20 protein-coding genes and 1 tRNA gene are annotated in these 14,887 nt (G+C 69.0%); 8 read left to right on the forward strand and 13 right to left on the reverse strand.

What is annotated here, in order from left to right; translation table 11 throughout:
- Positions 1 to 24: 24 nt before the first annotated feature.
- Positions 25 to 294: an HPr family phosphocarrier protein gene (locus DEA06_RS02305; protein ID WP_116646326.1), complete on the forward strand. Its 270-nt coding sequence runs from the start codon at positions 25 to 27 to the stop codon at positions 292 to 294.
- Positions 295 to 353: 59 nt separating this feature from the next.
- On the opposite strand, the gene DEA06_RS02310 is transcribed toward DEA06_RS02305, so the two are convergent.
- A complete protein-coding gene (locus DEA06_RS02310) occupies positions 354 to 1,004 on the reverse strand; it encodes a class F sortase (protein WP_240606771.1) in 651 nt (216 codons plus the stop codon).
- Complete coding sequence (locus DEA06_RS02315) at positions 1,001 to 1,711, reverse strand: CHRD domain-containing protein (protein WP_116646327.1); 711 nt, start codon at positions 1,709 to 1,711, stop codon at positions 1,001 to 1,003. The genes DEA06_RS02310 and DEA06_RS02315 overlap by 4 nt, the downstream gene beginning before the upstream one ends.
- 185 nt (positions 1,712 to 1,896) lie before the next feature.
- Here DEA06_RS02315 and DEA06_RS02320 point away from each other — a divergent pair, with 185 nt between their 5' ends.
- Positions 1,897 to 2,445, forward strand: a complete 549-nt coding sequence (locus tag DEA06_RS02320) for a sigma-70 family RNA polymerase sigma factor (RefSeq protein ID WP_240606772.1) — start codon at positions 1,897 to 1,899, stop codon at positions 2,443 to 2,445.
- Positions 2,432 to 3,115, forward strand: a complete 684-nt coding sequence (locus tag DEA06_RS02325) for a hypothetical protein (RefSeq protein ID WP_116646328.1) — start codon at positions 2,432 to 2,434, stop codon at positions 3,113 to 3,115. Before DEA06_RS02320 ends, DEA06_RS02325 begins: the two co-directional genes overlap by 14 nt.
- A 167-nt stretch (positions 3,116 to 3,282) precedes the next feature.
- On the opposite strand, the gene DEA06_RS02330 is transcribed toward DEA06_RS02325, so the two are convergent.
- On the reverse strand, positions 3,283 to 3,921 hold the full coding sequence (locus DEA06_RS02330; protein WP_116646329.1) for an MBL fold metallo-hydrolase: 639 nt from the start codon (positions 3,919 to 3,921) through the stop codon (positions 3,283 to 3,285).
- A gap of 107 nt (positions 3,922 to 4,028) precedes the next feature.
- Here DEA06_RS02330 and DEA06_RS02335 point away from each other — a divergent pair.
- A tRNA-Glu gene (locus tag DEA06_RS02335) sits at positions 4,029 to 4,101 on the forward strand.
- 89 nt (positions 4,102 to 4,190) lie between these two features.
- Here DEA06_RS02335 and DEA06_RS02340 read toward each other — a convergent pair.
- From DEA06_RS02340 to DEA06_RS02355, 5 genes are all read right to left on the reverse strand, one after another.
- Positions 4,191 to 4,379 (reverse strand): hypothetical protein, encoded by a 189-nt coding sequence (locus tag DEA06_RS02340; protein WP_116646330.1) that lies wholly within the window; start codon positions 4,377 to 4,379, stop codon positions 4,191 to 4,193.
- 30 nt (positions 4,380 to 4,409) lie between these two features.
- Positions 4,410 to 4,577 (reverse strand): hypothetical protein, encoded by a 168-nt coding sequence (locus DEA06_RS16440; RefSeq protein ID WP_165817902.1) that lies wholly within the window; start codon positions 4,575 to 4,577, stop codon positions 4,410 to 4,412.
- 92 nt (positions 4,578 to 4,669) lie between these two features.
- Positions 4,670 to 5,146, reverse strand: a complete 477-nt coding sequence (locus DEA06_RS02345; protein WP_116646331.1) for a DUF1990 family protein — start codon at positions 5,144 to 5,146, stop codon at positions 4,670 to 4,672.
- A gap of 81 nt (positions 5,147 to 5,227) precedes the next feature.
- Entirely contained in the window at positions 5,228 to 5,650 is a 423-nt protein-coding gene (locus DEA06_RS02350; protein ID WP_116646332.1) for a Rid family hydrolase, read from the reverse strand.
- Between the two features lie 24 nt (positions 5,651 to 5,674).
- Entirely contained in the window at positions 5,675 to 5,932 is a 258-nt protein-coding gene (locus DEA06_RS02355; protein ID WP_240606773.1) for a hypothetical protein, read from the reverse strand.
- Positions 5,933 to 6,071: 139 nt separating this feature from the next.
- Between DEA06_RS02355 and DEA06_RS02360 the strand changes: the two genes are divergently transcribed.
- Positions 6,072 to 6,464 (forward strand): glucose-6-phosphate dehydrogenase, encoded by a 393-nt coding sequence (locus tag DEA06_RS02360; protein ID WP_116646333.1) that lies wholly within the window; start codon positions 6,072 to 6,074, stop codon positions 6,462 to 6,464.
- Positions 6,465 to 6,489: 25 nt separating this feature from the next.
- Here the strand turns inward: DEA06_RS02360 and DEA06_RS02365 are convergent, their stop codons facing one another.
- Together DEA06_RS02365 and DEA06_RS02370 are read right to left on the reverse strand one after the other, a co-directional pair.
- Complete coding sequence (locus tag DEA06_RS02365; protein WP_116646334.1) at positions 6,490 to 7,596, reverse strand: DUF4349 domain-containing protein; 1,107 nt, start codon at positions 7,594 to 7,596, stop codon at positions 6,490 to 6,492.
- Positions 7,593 to 8,147 carry a sigma-70 family RNA polymerase sigma factor gene (locus DEA06_RS02370; RefSeq protein ID WP_116646797.1) on the reverse strand — a complete coding sequence of 185 codons (555 nt, stop codon included), beginning with the start codon at positions 8,145 to 8,147 and terminating at the stop codon, positions 7,593 to 7,595. The genes DEA06_RS02365 and DEA06_RS02370 overlap by 4 nt, the downstream gene beginning before the upstream one ends.
- A gap of 159 nt (positions 8,148 to 8,306) precedes the next feature.
- Between DEA06_RS02370 and DEA06_RS02375 the strand changes: the two genes are divergently transcribed.
- Positions 8,307 to 9,386 (forward strand): TerC family protein, encoded by a 1,080-nt coding sequence (locus DEA06_RS02375; RefSeq protein WP_116646335.1) that lies wholly within the window; start codon positions 8,307 to 8,309, stop codon positions 9,384 to 9,386.
- 32 nt (positions 9,387 to 9,418) lie between these two features.
- On the opposite strand, the gene DEA06_RS02380 is transcribed toward DEA06_RS02375, so the two are convergent.
- The 3 genes from DEA06_RS02380 to DEA06_RS02390 all read right to left on the reverse strand — a co-directional run bounded on the left by DEA06_RS02380 (position 9,419) and on the right by DEA06_RS02390 (position 12,438).
- On the reverse strand, positions 9,419 to 10,732 hold the full coding sequence (locus tag DEA06_RS02380; RefSeq protein WP_116646336.1) for an LLM class flavin-dependent oxidoreductase: 1,314 nt from the start codon (positions 10,730 to 10,732) through the stop codon (positions 9,419 to 9,421).
- Positions 10,729 to 12,039 (reverse strand): PLP-dependent transferase, encoded by a 1,311-nt coding sequence (locus DEA06_RS02385; protein WP_116646337.1) that lies wholly within the window; start codon positions 12,037 to 12,039, stop codon positions 10,729 to 10,731. Before DEA06_RS02385 ends, DEA06_RS02380 begins: the two co-directional genes overlap by 4 nt.
- A gap of 135 nt (positions 12,040 to 12,174) precedes the next feature.
- A complete protein-coding gene (locus DEA06_RS02390) occupies positions 12,175 to 12,438 on the reverse strand; it encodes a GlsB/YeaQ/YmgE family stress response membrane protein (RefSeq protein ID WP_116646338.1) in 264 nt (87 codons plus the stop codon).
- A 350-nt stretch (positions 12,439 to 12,788) separates the two neighbouring features.
- Here DEA06_RS02390 and leuC point away from each other — a divergent pair, with 350 nt between their 5' ends.
- Together leuC and leuD are read left to right on the forward strand one after the other, a co-directional pair.
- Positions 12,789 to 14,282, forward strand: coding sequence for a 3-isopropylmalate dehydratase large subunit (gene leuC, locus DEA06_RS02395; RefSeq protein ID WP_116646339.1), 1,494 nt, complete (start codon positions 12,789 to 12,791; stop codon positions 14,280 to 14,282).
- A gap of 1 nt (position 14,283) precedes the next feature.
- Positions 14,284 to 14,880, forward strand: a complete 597-nt coding sequence (gene leuD / locus DEA06_RS02400; protein ID WP_116646340.1) for a 3-isopropylmalate dehydratase small subunit — start codon at positions 14,284 to 14,286, stop codon at positions 14,878 to 14,880.
- Positions 14,881 to 14,887: the final 7 nt, after the last annotated feature.

The raw sequence follows: 14,887 nt of genomic DNA on the forward strand, positions 1-14,887 counted from the left end.
ATACACCCATCGGAAGGAAGCACCATGGCAGAACGTCAGGCCACCATCGCCAGCAGCTCCGGGCTGCACGCGCGTCCCGCGAAGCTCTTCGTCCAGGCCGTCCAGGAGAAGAAGATTCCCGTGACGATCGCCGTCGCCGGTGGCGCCGACCTGAACGCCGGCAGCATCCTGTCGCTCATGGGCCTCGGCGCTGCCAAGGGCACCGTGGTGACGCTCAAGGCTGAGGGCGAGGGCGCCGACCAGGCGCTCGACGAGCTGGTGACCCTGCTCGAGACCGACCTCGACGCTCAGTAGCACGAACGGATCGGATGCTGCGGACCCACGTGGGTCCGCAGCATCCGTCGTTTCCGGGGTCAGGCGGTGCGCTCGGCGTAGACCACGCGGTTGTCGACGTAGGAGGCCGCCGCCGTGTCGAAGACGCCGCCGCACGTGATGAGTCGGAGTTCGTCGTCGGCGACCGCCCCGAAGACGCGGCTGGTGGGGAACGCCGACTTCGGATAATCAGCCACCTCGGTGACGACGTAGGAGAACGTCGTTCCCGCCGTGTCGGTGACCTCCACGGTGTCGCCCGGCGCCAGCTGCTCGAGGCGCAGGAAGACGGCGGGGCCGGTGGGGGAGTCGACGTGCGCGGCGATCACCGTGGGGCCTCGGCCCCCGGGGCGACCGCCTCCGGTGAACCAGCCGACGTCGTCGAAGTCCTCCGGCACCTCCATGTCGCCTTTCTCGGTGATGCCGAGGTCGATCAGGGGCTCGTCGAGCTCGATCGCGGGGATCCGCACGCTCGCGGGTGCGAGCGCCTCGACGGTTGCGGCGGTCGGCGGCGCCTCAGGCGCCGTGCGCGTGGGCTCGGCGACGGCCGGCCCCGACGGAGCGGATTCGACGCGGGGCGCAGACGAGCAGCCGCCGAGCGCGAGGGCGGTCGCGAGAACCGCGGCGCACACGGAACCGAGCACCGCCGTGCGGACACGGCGGCGCTCGGTGATGCGGGAAGGAGCCGCGATCACGCGCTCGCGTGGAGACGACGCCGCGACGTGACACCCAGGGCCGCGAGGAGGCCCACCACGCCGGCACCGGCGAGCGTCAGGCCGAGAGCGTCGACGCTCGACGTCGCGGTGCCGCCGGCACCGGTGCTGACTCCGCCGACAGGCACGGCCGAGAGCTGTCCGCGCACGACACCGGCGGCGAAGTCCACCGTGTGCGAGTCGCCGGTGAACCCGGCGGGGTTCGCCTCGATCTCAGCGAGCGAGAAGCCCTCGCCGCTGTCGACGCCGTCGGTCACGATGCCCGTGGTGAACGGGCCCTGCAGGCAGCCGGAGCTCGTGCGAGGGCCGTCACCGACCGGTGCGGGGTTGGGGAACGCGATGCGCGGCGGGCCGGGCTTGCCGACCGCGGCTTCGTGGATGTGCGTCGCCGTCTTGGCGGGGCTCTGGTAGTCGCCCGAGACGCCGTTGAGGGTGATGTCGTAGCAGATGATCTCTTCGTCGCTGTTGATGCGGAAGGTGAACGAACCGGTCGCTCCCTCCTGGCCCGGAGTGACGACCCCGTCGCTGTTGATGACCTGGTCGGGCGTGGCCATCACGGTGAAAGCGCTCGTGAACGACGAGGGCTCGGCCACCTCGGTCTCGGCGTGGGCCGGCGAGGCCAGGGCCACCAGGCCCACGGCAGCGACGGCACCGAGCGCGATCGTGCGGGGGAGTGTGTTGTTCGACATGTCTCGACCTTTCGACGCGGACGCGGGATGCCTCCGTTGGAGGGGGATACGCGGCAGAGGCCGCTGGCGTTCACGCCGGCGGCATCTTTCTTCGGCCCGAATGAACACGGCGGCGACGATCGCGGTATCACCCGCAGGACCTCGGTCGGAGGTGCGGTCGTCTAGCCTGTGAGGAGCGTGAGCCCGTGGCGGCAGTCGTCGAGATGCGCGCGGGGAGCGTGATGGAGCAGCCGATCGACTTCGATACGTCGCGGGCATTCGACGACCACGGATCGGTGCTCCTCGGGTTCGCCGTCAACGCGCTGCGCGACCGCGCCCTCGCGGAGGACTGCGTGCAGGAGACGTTCTTGCGCGCGTGGCGATCGCGCGATCGGTTCGACCCGCACCGTGCGAGTGAGCGCACCTGGCTGTTCGCGATCGCGAGGAACGTCGTGGCCGATGCCCTCCGGGCGCGCGCCCGACTCGGGCGGATCGGCTCGGATGCCCTGCTGGAGCAGCAGCCGTCGACCGACCGCGATCCACTCGAGCGGCTGCGCATCGTCGAGGGGCTCTCCCGGCTGAGCGACGCCCACCGCGAGGTCGTCGTCGCGGTGCACCTCGACGGGCGGTCGTATCAAGAGCTCGCCGACGCGACGGGGACGCCCGTCGCGACCCTGCGCACACGCGCCTTCCACGCACTCCGGGCCCTCCGCGGCCACCTCGAAGGATCGGACGAACCCGATGCACAGTCCTGATGACCGCACCGCCGAGTTGATCGCGGGGGCCGTCGCCGGCGAGTTGTCGCCCGACGAGCAGCGCGAGCTCGACGCGCTCCGCGCGCAGCATCCCTGGATCGACGGCGAGATCGCCGAGCTCCGACGACTGACCGCGGACCTCGAGGGGATGACGTGGCGGGAGTCAGAGCCGGATGCGGCGCTCCGCGACCGGGTCACGGGCCTCCCGCACGCCGCTCCCGTCAACGTCACCCCTCTGCGATCGGCGAGTCGGCGGCGGTGGGTCCTGCCCGCGGTCGGGGCCGCGTGCCTCGCCCTGGGTCTGGCCGTCGGTGTGGCCCTCCCGCCCGCCGGTACGACCCCGACCGGGCCTCCCGGAACCCTCGGCGCGCTCGAGACCGTCGACCTGCGCGACGAACCGTCGGGTGCGGCCATCGATGCCGACCTGGTCGCGCACACGTGGGGCACGGAGGCCATCCTCGACGCCACCGGACTCGACGTCGGGGTGACGTACGCCATCGTGCTCGTCGGTTCGGACGGTACGGAGTTCTCGGCGGGCGCGATGCTGGGCTCGAACGTGCCGATCCATTGCAGCGTCAACGCGGCGGTGCGGCGGGAAGACGTCGTGCGTCTCGAGATCCGCGACTCCCGTACCGGGGCGGTGGCATCCGCCGACCTGCCCGAGGTGTGACGGGCGCCGCAGCCGAGCCGTCGCCCCACTCATCTCGCCCGAACTCAGGATGGAAGGAGTGAGGCGACCGCGGGCGTCCCGGAATCCTGCGGATGCGCGGGAGCCGGCAGGCATCCATCCTGAGTTCGTGCGAGGCGAGCTCGCCCAGGGGTGGCGATGAAGAGGCGTCAGAGGTCGGTGGAGTCGCCCGGGTCGAGCGCGAGGAACTCCCCGCCGTTCTCCTCGACCGCCCAGGTGAGGCGAGCGCGGTGCATATCGCGGCCGATCTGCGAGACCGTCATGTCGTGGGTGCCGAACGCGCGCCGGGGCTTCACCGCGAGAACGAAGTCCATCGCGTCGCCGACCTTGAGCCACGGGGCTCCGAGCGGCGCGGCGAGCAGGGCGATGTCGTGCCCCTTCGGCAGGGCGTAGGAGTCGCCCGGGTAGTAGAACTGTCCGTTCACAAGAACCCCGACGTTGTCGACCGTGGGGAGGGAGGAGTGGATGACCTCGTGAGTCCCGCCGAAGAACTCGAGTTCGAACGGGTCGAGGGCAACGGTGTCCCCGGGATGCACGACGGTGATGTCGAAGCCCGCAGCCGCCTTCGCGACTCCTTCGGGCGCGTAGAGGGGGACGCCCGGCACCGCGGCGAGAACCCGGTCGAGGTGCTCGGCGGTCCAATGATCGGGGTGCTCGTGGGTGATGACGACACCGACGACGCTCTGCAGGTCGTCGAGCGGACTGGTGAACGCACCGGGATCGATGAGGAGGGCCTTGCCCGCGACCTCGAGGCGGAGGGCGGCATGTTCGTACTTCGTCACTCGCATGGTGCGAGTCAACTCGCCCGCACCGCGGACGGCAACCTCCGGGGGCGGGCCTGCCTCGATTTGGCCGAGCCGTCATCGCCGTGGCATAATTGAACGGTTGTCGCAACGGCCCCATCGTATAGCGGCCTAGTACGCCGCCCTCTCACGGCGGTAACGCGGGTTCGAATCCCGCTGGGGTCACAACACGAGAAATGCCCGTCCGAATGGACGGGCATTTCTCGTTCCGTGGACGCAGCATCCGCACGCTGCGTCCACGGGGGTCTCGGCGTTCAGTCGGTGGGTTCCTCGACGCGTGCCGTCGATTCGCCGTTCTCTTCGGCCGACGTCTCACCGGCCTCCGTCTCGGCGACGACGCTCTCCGCGGAGTCGGCCTTCACCTCGTCGGTGAGTGCATCGGTCGGGGGGCCGTCGTCGGCGTGGGCGTCGTCGGCATCGCGCTGGGGGCTCGTATCCGTCATCGTGTCATTCTCCTGTCGGGTGTCGACGCGTCACGCGTCGGGGTCTGTGGCGGCGAGGCGGTCGGCGTCGGCGCTGTCGATCACGTCGTCGTTCGCATCGGCGTCGAGCACTTCGTCGCCCTCGACCTCTCTCGTCGCGTTCGTCGCGGCGTCGTCGTCAGGGCCGGGCACGATCGGCGGGAGGGAGTTGGTCGTCATCGTTGTCTCCTCTGTCGGGGTTCACGAACCTACGCCGCGGCCCTCGCTGCCCGCGCGGGGTTGACGAGCGCCGCGTGCGAGTGCGGGCCGTGTCAGGAGAGCGCGCGAAGGTAGCGGCGACGAGCGACGCCTTGCGCCAGGCGGAGGAGGGGGTGCACCGCGCGCCATCCCGCGACATCGGAGGGCGCGGTGAGCGATCGTACGGTGATACGCACGACGTCGTCGTCGTCTCTGTGCACGATGAACGCCTCCTCGCCGTGCACGGGATGCCCGGGGAGGGTGCGGTAGGCGAAAGCGACGCGATTGTGCTCCTCCACCACCTCGACCACCTCTACGGGCTCGATCACCGTGACGCCGAGAACACGCGCGTGGATCAGCGGACGATCACCGACCGAGACCGGCGTCGGTCCTTTCACGGCGAAGCCGCTGCGCGTCTTGACGCGCCACCGGAGCAGGTCTGCCGAGGCCCGCACCCACACGTCCTCGCCCGTGCCGATCGCCGATGACACCTCGGAACGGCGGAAGTCCGCGTCGCCGGTGCGCCAGACGGTCGCGGAGGGGTCAGTCATCGGCGCACCGCGCGTCGAGCGACAGGTCGAACAGGGCCTCGACAGGATGCTGCGAACTCGTCTCGACCGAGAACGAACGTGTCACACCGGTGCCCTCTCATCGAGCACGGCGGCGACCGATTCGATCTCTACGAGCTGGTCGGTGTACCCGAGGACGGTGACTCCGAGCAGAGTGCTGGGAACGTCGTGATCGCCGAAGGCGTCGCGCACGACCTCCCACGCCGCGACCAGGTCGCTCTGGCTCGCGGAGGCGACCAGCACACGCGTGGTGATCACGTCATTCATCGTGGCGCCGGCGGCATCCAGGGCGAGCTTCAGCGTGCCCACGCACGCCTCGGCCTGGGCGGCGACGTCTCCGCGGCCGACGGTCGCGCCGTCAGCATCCAGCGGGCACGCTCCGGCCAGGAAGATCAGGCGCGCATCCTTCGGGGCGGTGGCGGCGTAAGCGTATTCCGCGACGTTCGAGAGGGCGGAGGATCGGATCAGCTGGACGGCGCGCGGCATACTCCGATCCTCCCACGGGGGTTTTCAGGCCTTCCAGGGCAGATTCAGATCGCCGGGGTCGACCTCGATCTCTCCGACGTCGTCGGGGCCTCCGGTGCCGGGGGCCACCTCGACCTGGTCGGAATCGATGTCGGAGTCGACGTTGTCGGAGAGTGTTTCGCCCTGCTTCTGCTCGGTCTCGCTTTCGCTTGCCGGGCTGTACGTGCGATCCTTCCGCACCGATTCGGGATCGGTGAGGCCCTCGGTCTCGGTCGTCGCGGGCGTGCCGTTGTCTGCGTTCATGGGAGCGACGCTACGAGCGTTCCGTCCTCGTGAGGCCCGGGTTGACAGGTCTGCCACCCGCGCCGGTGCGGGTCGACTAGCCTCGGTAGGAGAGACCCGCGTTCACCCGCACGCGCATCTCGCAACGAAGGGCCACCCCATGAGAGTTGTCTCCTCAGCCGATTGGCGCGACAGCATCCCGTTCGAGACGCCGATGATCGTCGCAGACGTCGCCCCGGGCGAACCGACCCGGTGCTTCACGTGCGGCTCCACGGCCGAACCGAAGCCGCGCACCGAGCTGTGGGTCGTGAAGCACCGCCACCCGAACGACCACGGCGGGTTCGTCCGCTTCTACTGCGCGGACCACCGTCCGGTGTTCGCCGCTCCCGTGACCGAGACGGTGGGTCGCTCGCGACCGGCACCGACCCGCGAGCGCCGAGCGCCCACCGCTCGTCGCGAGCCGATCGTGGAGAAGCAGCGAGAGACCTGTCCGAACTGCTTCGTCGAGGTCACCGCGACCGGCGAGTGCGGAATGTGCGGCTGGGCGGCCTGAGCTCACGCCGGATTCGGCGAGCGAGTCACTCGCTCGGCCGCCCCGCCGCTGCACCCTTCCGCACGCGCACGAGTCGCACCACGCCCCACGCCACGATCGCGATGACGCCGACGACTGCGATCCACGGCAGCAGGAATCCGATCGCCACCACGATGCCGTTGAGGGTGGCGACGAGTCCGTTCCACCCCGCGACGATGCCGTCGCCGAAGCCGGCGGGATCCGCCGTGACGGTCGGCGTCACCGGGGTCAGCTGCACCGTCAGTGTCGAGAGCGACACCTGATCCTCCAGCGACTCCAGCTGTTGCCGGTCGGAGTCCAGCGTGGCCTGGCGATCGGCGAGCGCCGACTCGGCCGCGATGAGATCGGCGACCGACTGGGCCTGACCGATGAGCTCCGTGAGGCGTGCGATGGAGGCCTCGGATGCGGCGACACGTGCCCGCAGGTCGATCGCCTGGTCGGTGACGTCCTGCCGCGCGATGCTCGACGACGTGACCTCCCCGAGCGCGTCAAGCGCCTCGACGGCGTCGGTCAGCTGATCCGACGGCACGCGCACGCTGATCCACCCACCGTCCGCGGGGTACGGGTAGGGCGCGACCATCGTGTCCGAGGCGCCGCCGGAAGACCCGCGCGTATTCGGGGCGGAGTCGATGCTCGCCGTCTCCACGTAGCCTCCCCGCGCCTCCGCGTCGTCGCCGATGGCGCGGGCGGCGTCGGCCACGTCGTCGACGACGACGTTCGCCGAGGCGGTCGTGGCGATCTCCCGTGCGCCGTCCGCGGCTCCTGAGCCCGGCTCCGCCCCCGGAACGGCCGCACCGTCGAGCGACACCCACCCCTCCTCGGTGGCACCCGACACTCCGCGCCCGGGGACCACGGCCGTCGCGTCGGCAGCGCTCGACCCTGCGCTGCTGGTCGCCGTGGTGCTCACCGAGATGTAGGGCGCGATCACGGCGGCGAGCACCACAACGGCCGCGGCGGCCGCTCCGCCCGCCCACCATCGGCGACGAACCGTCCGTCGGGCCACCTGCATCTTCCGCTCGGCACCGATACGCGCGAACACGCGCTTCTCCATCGCCTCGACACGCTCGTCGGGGAGATCGGGGAGCGCGGATTCGGTGGGGGGAGTGGTGTTCATGAGCTCTCCGTCTCGGTGACAGCGCCGCGCACCCGGGTGCGGATGCGGGAGAGACGGTTGCGGACCACTCCGTGCGCGACCCCGAGATGGTCTGCCGCGGCCTGGTAGCCGTAGCCCTCCTCCGTGCACAACCGGAAGATCTCGCGGTCGAGCGGGGTGAGCGCCGACACTTCCCGGAGGATCGCCTCGACGGTCGCTGCATCGATCACCTGCTTCTCGACGTCGACGGTGTCGGGGATGCCGTCGTGGACTTCCGTCGTGCGCGCGCGGTCTCGGGCTCTCGAGCGCAGTCGGTTCGACGCCTGCAGGCGGCAGATCGTCGCGAGCCACGGCAGAGCCGAGGTTCCCTCGAGGCGCAGAGCGGGCAGCTTCCGCCACGCGACGACGAACGTCTCCTGGGTGACGTCCTCGGCGTCGGTGGCGTTGCCGAGCAGCCGATGCGCGATCCAGTAGACCGGCCGCACGTGGGCGCGGTAGAGCGTGCGGAACGCCACCTCCGACCCGCCGGCGGCGCGCGCGATGAGCGTGGCATCGTCGATCGCGTCGATCATCAGCATCCCGTCCCCGAAGCATCCGTCAGCCTTCGGTGCATTGTCTCTCACCTAGAGGTGTCGCCTCCGGCGGGATCGTCTCAGACCATTTCGACACGGGGGTAGACTCGCCCGGCAACACTTTCGGCCTCCGTCACACCCCCGCTTCGAAAGGCCGTCATGGACCTGGAACTCCCGCTCGCTTTCGAGATCGGCTCGCTCGTCGTGCTGACGCTGATCCTCGTCGCCGACCTGCTGATCATCCTCAAGCGCCCGCACATCCCGTCCACGCGCGAATCCACTCTCTGGGTGGTGTTCTACGTCACGCTCGCCCTCATCTTCGCGGGCATCATGTGGATCGTCGCCGGTGGCGAGTTCGCCGGGCAGTTCGTCGCCGGTTGGTTGACGGAATACAGCCTCTCGATCGACAACCTGTTCGTCTTCGTGCTGATCATGTCGCAGTTCTCGGTGCCGCGTCGGTATCAGCAGGAAGTGCTGATGGTCGGCATCATCATCGCGCTGCTGCTGCGTGGCGCGTTCATCCTCGTCGGTGCGACCGTCATCGAGAACTTCAGCCCGATCTTCTACGTCTTCGGTGCGTTCCTCGTGTACACGGCGATCCGTCAGGCTTTCCCCGGCGACGACGCGCACGACGACGACGCGAAGCGCGAGAACTTTATCGTCCGCCTCATCCGACGCACCGTGAACATCAGCGACGATTACGACGGCGCCAAGGTGCGCACGGTCGTGAACGGCAAGAAGATGTTCACCCCGATGATCATCGTGTTCGTCGCGATCGGCGTGACCGATCTGCTGTTCGCGATCGACTCGATCCCCGCCATCTTCGGGATCACGACCAGCCCGTTCATCGTCTTCACCGCGAACATCTTCGCCCTCATGGGGCTGCGCCAGCTCTACTTCCTGCTCGGCGACCTGCTCGATCGACTCCGTTACCTGCACTACGGGATCGCGTTCATCCTGGCCTTCATCGGCGTGAAGCTCGTGCTGCACGCGATGCACGTGAACGAGCTGCCCTTCATCAACGGCGGAGAGCACATCGAGTGGGCTCCCGAGATCTCGACGTGGGTCTCGCTCGCGGTGATCGTGCTGTCGATGGCGGTCGCCACGATCGCCAGCCTCATCGCCTCGTCACGCGAGAAGTCGCCGCAGGCCCCCGAAGATGCCGCCGCTGCGGTCGCTGACGAGAAGGGCACGCCCGCCACGGTGGAGCAGCCGCCCGCGCCCGACGAACGCCGCTGACCGCGAGACCGGATCGCGCGGGCGATGAGGGGCTAGAACGCCGCCAGGTTTGATCCGAGACCGCCGCCGGTGTACTCCGAGCGGAGGATGCCGCGGCGGCGAAGGATCGGCACGAGCTCGTCGAGCATGCGGTGCACCGTGACCGGGTGCAGATCGCCCCAGAGGAGCACGCCGTCGTTGCCCCAGGTGCCGAGTTCCTCGATGCGGTCGGCGAGCTCCACGGCCGTGCCGACGAACCCCGAACCGTCCGACAGGCGCCCCAGCCGCGCGTGCGCGGTGAGCACCTGACGGAGGGGAGCGGAGGCGTCGTGCGCCCCGATGAGGCGGCGGATACTGCCCTGCGAGACGTGGTCGCCGAAGATTCCGACATCGAGCGGTTTGTCGAGATCGAGGGCGGTGAGGTCGGTCTCGAGGTCGCTCGACTGGCGCTGCGCGATCAGAGCCAGTGCGGCATCGTCGGGATGAGCGGATGCGGCGACCAGCCGGTCGGCCTCCTCCGGCGAGGAGACGATCACGGGCTGGATCGCGAACAGCACCTTGACGTCGTCAGGACTGCGGCCGGCGGCTCGCGCGGCGTCGTGGATGCGCCCGCGGTAGGCCGTGATGCTGGCCTCGTCGAGAGGGGCCAGCGCGAGCTGCACGTCGGAGTTGGCGCCGGCGAAAGCCAGACCGCGGCCGGAGCCGCCGGGGGAGACGATCGAAGGTTCGCCATCGGTGAAGGGCACGGCGTTGAGCGGGCCGTCGAAACCGAAGTGCTCCCCGCGGTGGCGCACGGTGCGCAGCCGCGTGCCGTCTGCGTACCGGCCGGTCGCGGTGTCCTCGAGCAGAGCGCCGTCGTCCCAGCTGCGCCAGAGATCGCGGATGCCGGCGAGCCACTCCTCTGCGCGGTCGTAGGCGGCATCGTGGCCGAGCTGGGCAGCGGTGCCGAAGTGGCGCGCACTGCCGGTATCGGTGACCACGTTCAGTCCGAGGCGGTGACCGCTGAGGTGCTGTAGCGTCGCGAACTGCCGGGCGGCGGTGTACGGCAGGTAGGCCGCCGGGTTCACCGTGGGCGCGATACCGAGGTGCTGCGTCGCGGCGAACAGGTAGGGCGCGAGCAGCAGGGGGTCGAGTTTGGGTCCTCCGAAGGCGTGGCGCACCCGGAGGTCGATCGTGTCGGCGCTTCCGAGCGACGGAGCGTCCTCGATGATGACGAGATCGAATCCTGCCTGCTCGAGTGCGCGCGCAGACTCCTGGTAGAGGTCGGGGCTCGTCCACCGGTAGTTCCAGTCCAGGTAGGGATGACCCCACCCGTGCGGTCCGAAGCCGCGTGCGAGGAACCATCCGAAGTGCTGCAGCTTCGTCACAGCACGACCACCTCGCGCTGAGAGGCCGAGGCCGGCAGGCTGTCGAATGCGCGACCGAGGTCGCGCAACAGGTCGTCGATGTCTTCGATACCGATCGAGACGCGGAGCGTGCCGGGGAATACACCGGCCTCCGCTCGCTCGGCCTCCGTTCGACCCGCGTGGCTCGTGCTGGCCGGGTGCAGGATCAGCGACCGCACGTCGCCGAGATGGGTCATGTGCGTGATGATCTCGACCGACTCGGCGATGTGGCTGGCCGCCTCCTTGCCCCCGGCGAGGGTGAAGGTGAACACCGACCCGCTGCCGCGGGGCAGGTAGCGCTCGGCGAGTGCGTGATGCGGATGCGACGGCAATCCGACGTAGTCCACTCCGACGACCTCCGGCCGGGCCGCGAGCCACCGGGCCACCGCGAGGGCGTTGGCGCTCTGGCGTTCGACCCGCAGGCTGAGGGTCTCGATCCCCTGCCCGATGAAGAAGGCGTTGAGGGGCGAGGGGGTGGGGCCCAGACGTGGCACAACGCTCTCGCGGATGTACTGGCCGCGAGCTCGCCGACCGTACTTCTCGGCGTAGCTCGGGCCACCGAGGCGGTCGGCCGTGGTCAGGTGGGGATAGAGGTGGCCCGACTTCGCCGCATCGAACCGCCCGTCGTCGACGATCACACCGCCGAGGACCGAGCCTTGACCGGCGAGGAATTTGCTCGCGGAGTGGACGACGATGGCCGCGCCGTGCTCGATCGGGCGGAGGAGGTAGGGGGTGGTGAAGGTGCTGTCGACGATCAGCGGCACTCCACGCTCGTCTCCGATGCCCGAGACCGCGGCGACATCCAGCACGTCATTGCGGGCATTCGAGAGCGACTCGGCGAAGAGCGCCTTCGTGTTCGGCCTGATCGCTGCCCGCCAGTCGTCGAGCGAGGTGGCATCGACGAACGTCGTCTCGATGCCGAGGCGTTCGAGGTTGTGGATGATGGCCCCGCGGGTGCCCTCGTAGATCTGCGTCGCGGCGACGAGGTGATCACCGGCGCTGAGCAGAGACAGCAGTGCCGAGACGACGGCGGCCTGCCCGCTGGCGACGAGGATGGCCTGGTCGCCGCCCTCGAGCGATGCCAGGCGCCGCTCGACGGCGTCGACCGTGGGGTTGCCGGTGCGCGAATACCCGAAGCCGGCCCCCGTGCCGAAATGGTCGGCGGAGTGCTCGACATCGCTGAACCGGAAACCGGCTGTCAGATAGATGGGGAGCGCACGGGGCTCGGCCGACACCGTCTCGTCTGCGACATGCACCTGGCGCGTGGTGAATCCGGTCGACTCGGTCATGCGTCGCTCTCCTGCCTGGTCATCGGAACAGGCTGACACGGGCCCTGCCCTCAGACGAAAGTCTGGGGCGCCGTGTTACGCGGAAACCACGAAGGAGCCGCCCCGAGGGGACGACTCCTTCGTGGAAACGAGTGGTCAGGCCTTGCGGCGTCCCACGATGAGGCCGTAGATCAGCAGAACGATGATCGAACCACCGATAGCCAGCAGCCAGCTGCTGATCTCGAAGAAGCTGTCGACACCGACACCGAAGATGGCGCTGCCGATCCATCCGCCGAGGAGTGCGCCCACGACGCCGAGCAGCAGCGTGATGAGCCAGCCGCCGCCCTGCTTGCCGGGGAGGATCAGTTTGGCGATGGCGCCGGCGATGAGGCCGAGGAGGAGGAATCCGAGGAAGCCCATGGCGAGAAGTCCTTTCACTGAATACGAGCGACGCGACTTCCGGGTGAGAAGCCGCTGACCGGCGCTGGTGGTGGTCACCTGCGGACACCGGTCGTGTCTTCGTACGCGTCCCTCACTGTAGAAGCGGTGAGAGTTTCGCGAAGAGACCTTGACACATCACTCGTCTTGTGATCCGGCAGTTCCGGGGAGCGCAGGTTCCGCGAGCGGGCGATGGGCGGTGGTATTCTGACGCCGTGCGGATCGCTCGTCTCCTTCTTAGCGGCCGCGGCGAGACCTCGTTCATCTAGGCCTCTCTCGTCGCGGAGTTCATCGCGGGCCGAAATCCCCACCCGAGGAGAACGACAGAGTTCATGAGCACAGCATCCTTCGACGACATCGTCGTGCCCGATCGTCCGCGCACCCTGGCCGAGAAGGTCTGGGACGACCATCTGGTGGTCAAAGGCGAGAACGGCGAGCCCGATCTCATCTACATCGACCTCCACCTGGTGCACGAGGTCACCAGCCCGCAGGCCTTCGATGGTCTGCGCACGGAGGGTCGACCGGTTCGCCGCCTCGATCTGACGATCGCGACCGAGGACCACAACACCCCGACGCTCGACATCGACAAGCCGATCGCCGATCTGACGAGTCGCACCCAGATCGAGACCCTGCGGCGCAACGCCGCCGAGTTCGGGGTGCGCATCCACTCGCTCGGAGACGCCGAGCAGGGGATCGTCCACGTCGTCGGTCCGCAGCTCGGTCTGACCATGCCCGGAGTGACGGTCGTCTGCGGCGACTCCCACACGTCGACCCACGGTGCGTTCGGCGCGATGGCCTTCGGCATCGGCACGAGCGAGGTCGAGCACGTGCTGGCGACCCAGACGCTGCCGCTGAAGCCGTTCAAGACGATGGCCATCACGGTCGAGGGCGACCTCAAGCCCGGAGTCACCGCGAAAGACATCATCCTCGCGGTCATCGCCAAGATCGGCACGAACGGCGGGCAGGGCTACGTGCTCGAGTTCCGCGGCAGTGCGATCCGCGCCCTCTCGATGGAGGGGCGCATGACGATGTGCAACATGTCGATCGAGGCCGGTGCTCGCGCCGGAATGGTCGCGCCCGACGACATCACCTTCGAGTACGTGCGCGGTCGCGATCACGCGCCCACGGGGCAGGACTGGGACGACGCGGTCGCCTACTGGCGCACCCTCCCGAGCGACGAGGGCGCGGTCTACGACGCCGAGGTGTTCCTCGACGCGAACGAGCTCGAGCCCTTCGTGACCTGGGGCACGAACCCCGGACAGGGTGTCTCGCTCAGTGACGTCGTGCCGACCCCGTCGCAGTTCGCCGACGCGAACGAACGCGCCGCGGCCGAGCGTGCGATCGAGTACATGGATCTCACTCCGGGTATGCCGCTCAAGGAGGTCGCGGTCGACGCGGTGTTCATGGGCTCCTGCACCAACAGCCGCATCGAGGATCTCCGCGCCTTCGCATCGGTGATCGAGGGTCGCACGAAGGCTGACGGCGTCAGGGTGATGGTCGTTCCGGGTTCCGCGCGCGTTCGTCTCGAGGCGGAGGCCGAGGGGCTCGACAAGATCTTCACCGATTTCGGTGCCGAATGGCGGTTCGCCGGCTGCTCGATGTGTCTGGGCATGAACCCCGACCAGCTCGCACCCGGCGAGCGGTGCGCGTCGACGTCGAACCGCAATTTCGAAGGGCGCCAGGGCAAGGGCGGACGAACGCACCTCGTGTCGCCGCTGGTCGCTGCGGCGACGGCCGTGCGCGGCACGCTGTCCAGCCCGAGCGACCTCGCCCCGCTCTCCGATGAGCCGAGTACGCAGAACCAGGGAACGGAGGTGGAGGTCTGACATGGATGCTTTCACCACGCACACAGGAGTCGTCGCGCCGCTGAAGCGCTCGGCCGTCGACACCGACCAGATCATCCCCGCCGTGTATCTCAAGCGGGTCACGAAGACCGGTTTCGAAGACGCCCTCTTCTCGAGCTGGCGTCAGGATCCGGAGTTCGTGCTCAACCAGCCCGCCTTCGCCGGCGCGTCGATCCTCGTCGCCGGTCCGGATTTCGGCACCGGTTCCAGTCGCGAACACGCGGTCTGGGCGCTGCGCGATTACGGCTTCCGGGTCGTGCTGAGTTCGCGATTCGCCGACATCTTCCGCGGCAATTCGGGCAAGCAGGGCCTCGTGGCCGGCGTCGTGACAGAGGACGACATCGAGCGGATCTGGGCCGCGGTCGACGCGCAGCCGGGTGTCGAGATGACCGTGGATCTGCGTGAGCGGCGCGCGAGCATCGGCGACCTCCAGGTCGCCTTCGACATCGACGATTACACTAGGTGGCGGCTTCTCGAAGGGCTCGACGACATCGGGCTCACCCTGCGCAACGAAGACAAGATCGCGCAGTTCGAGGCTCGTCGCGAGGCATGGCGGCCGCGGACACTTCCTGTTCCGTAAGCCAGAT

It is taken from the genome of Microbacterium sp. Gd 4-13 (genome assembly GCF_003095395.1).
In the GTDB taxonomy this organism is placed as follows: domain Bacteria; phylum Actinomycetota; class Actinomycetes; order Actinomycetales; family Microbacteriaceae; genus Microbacterium.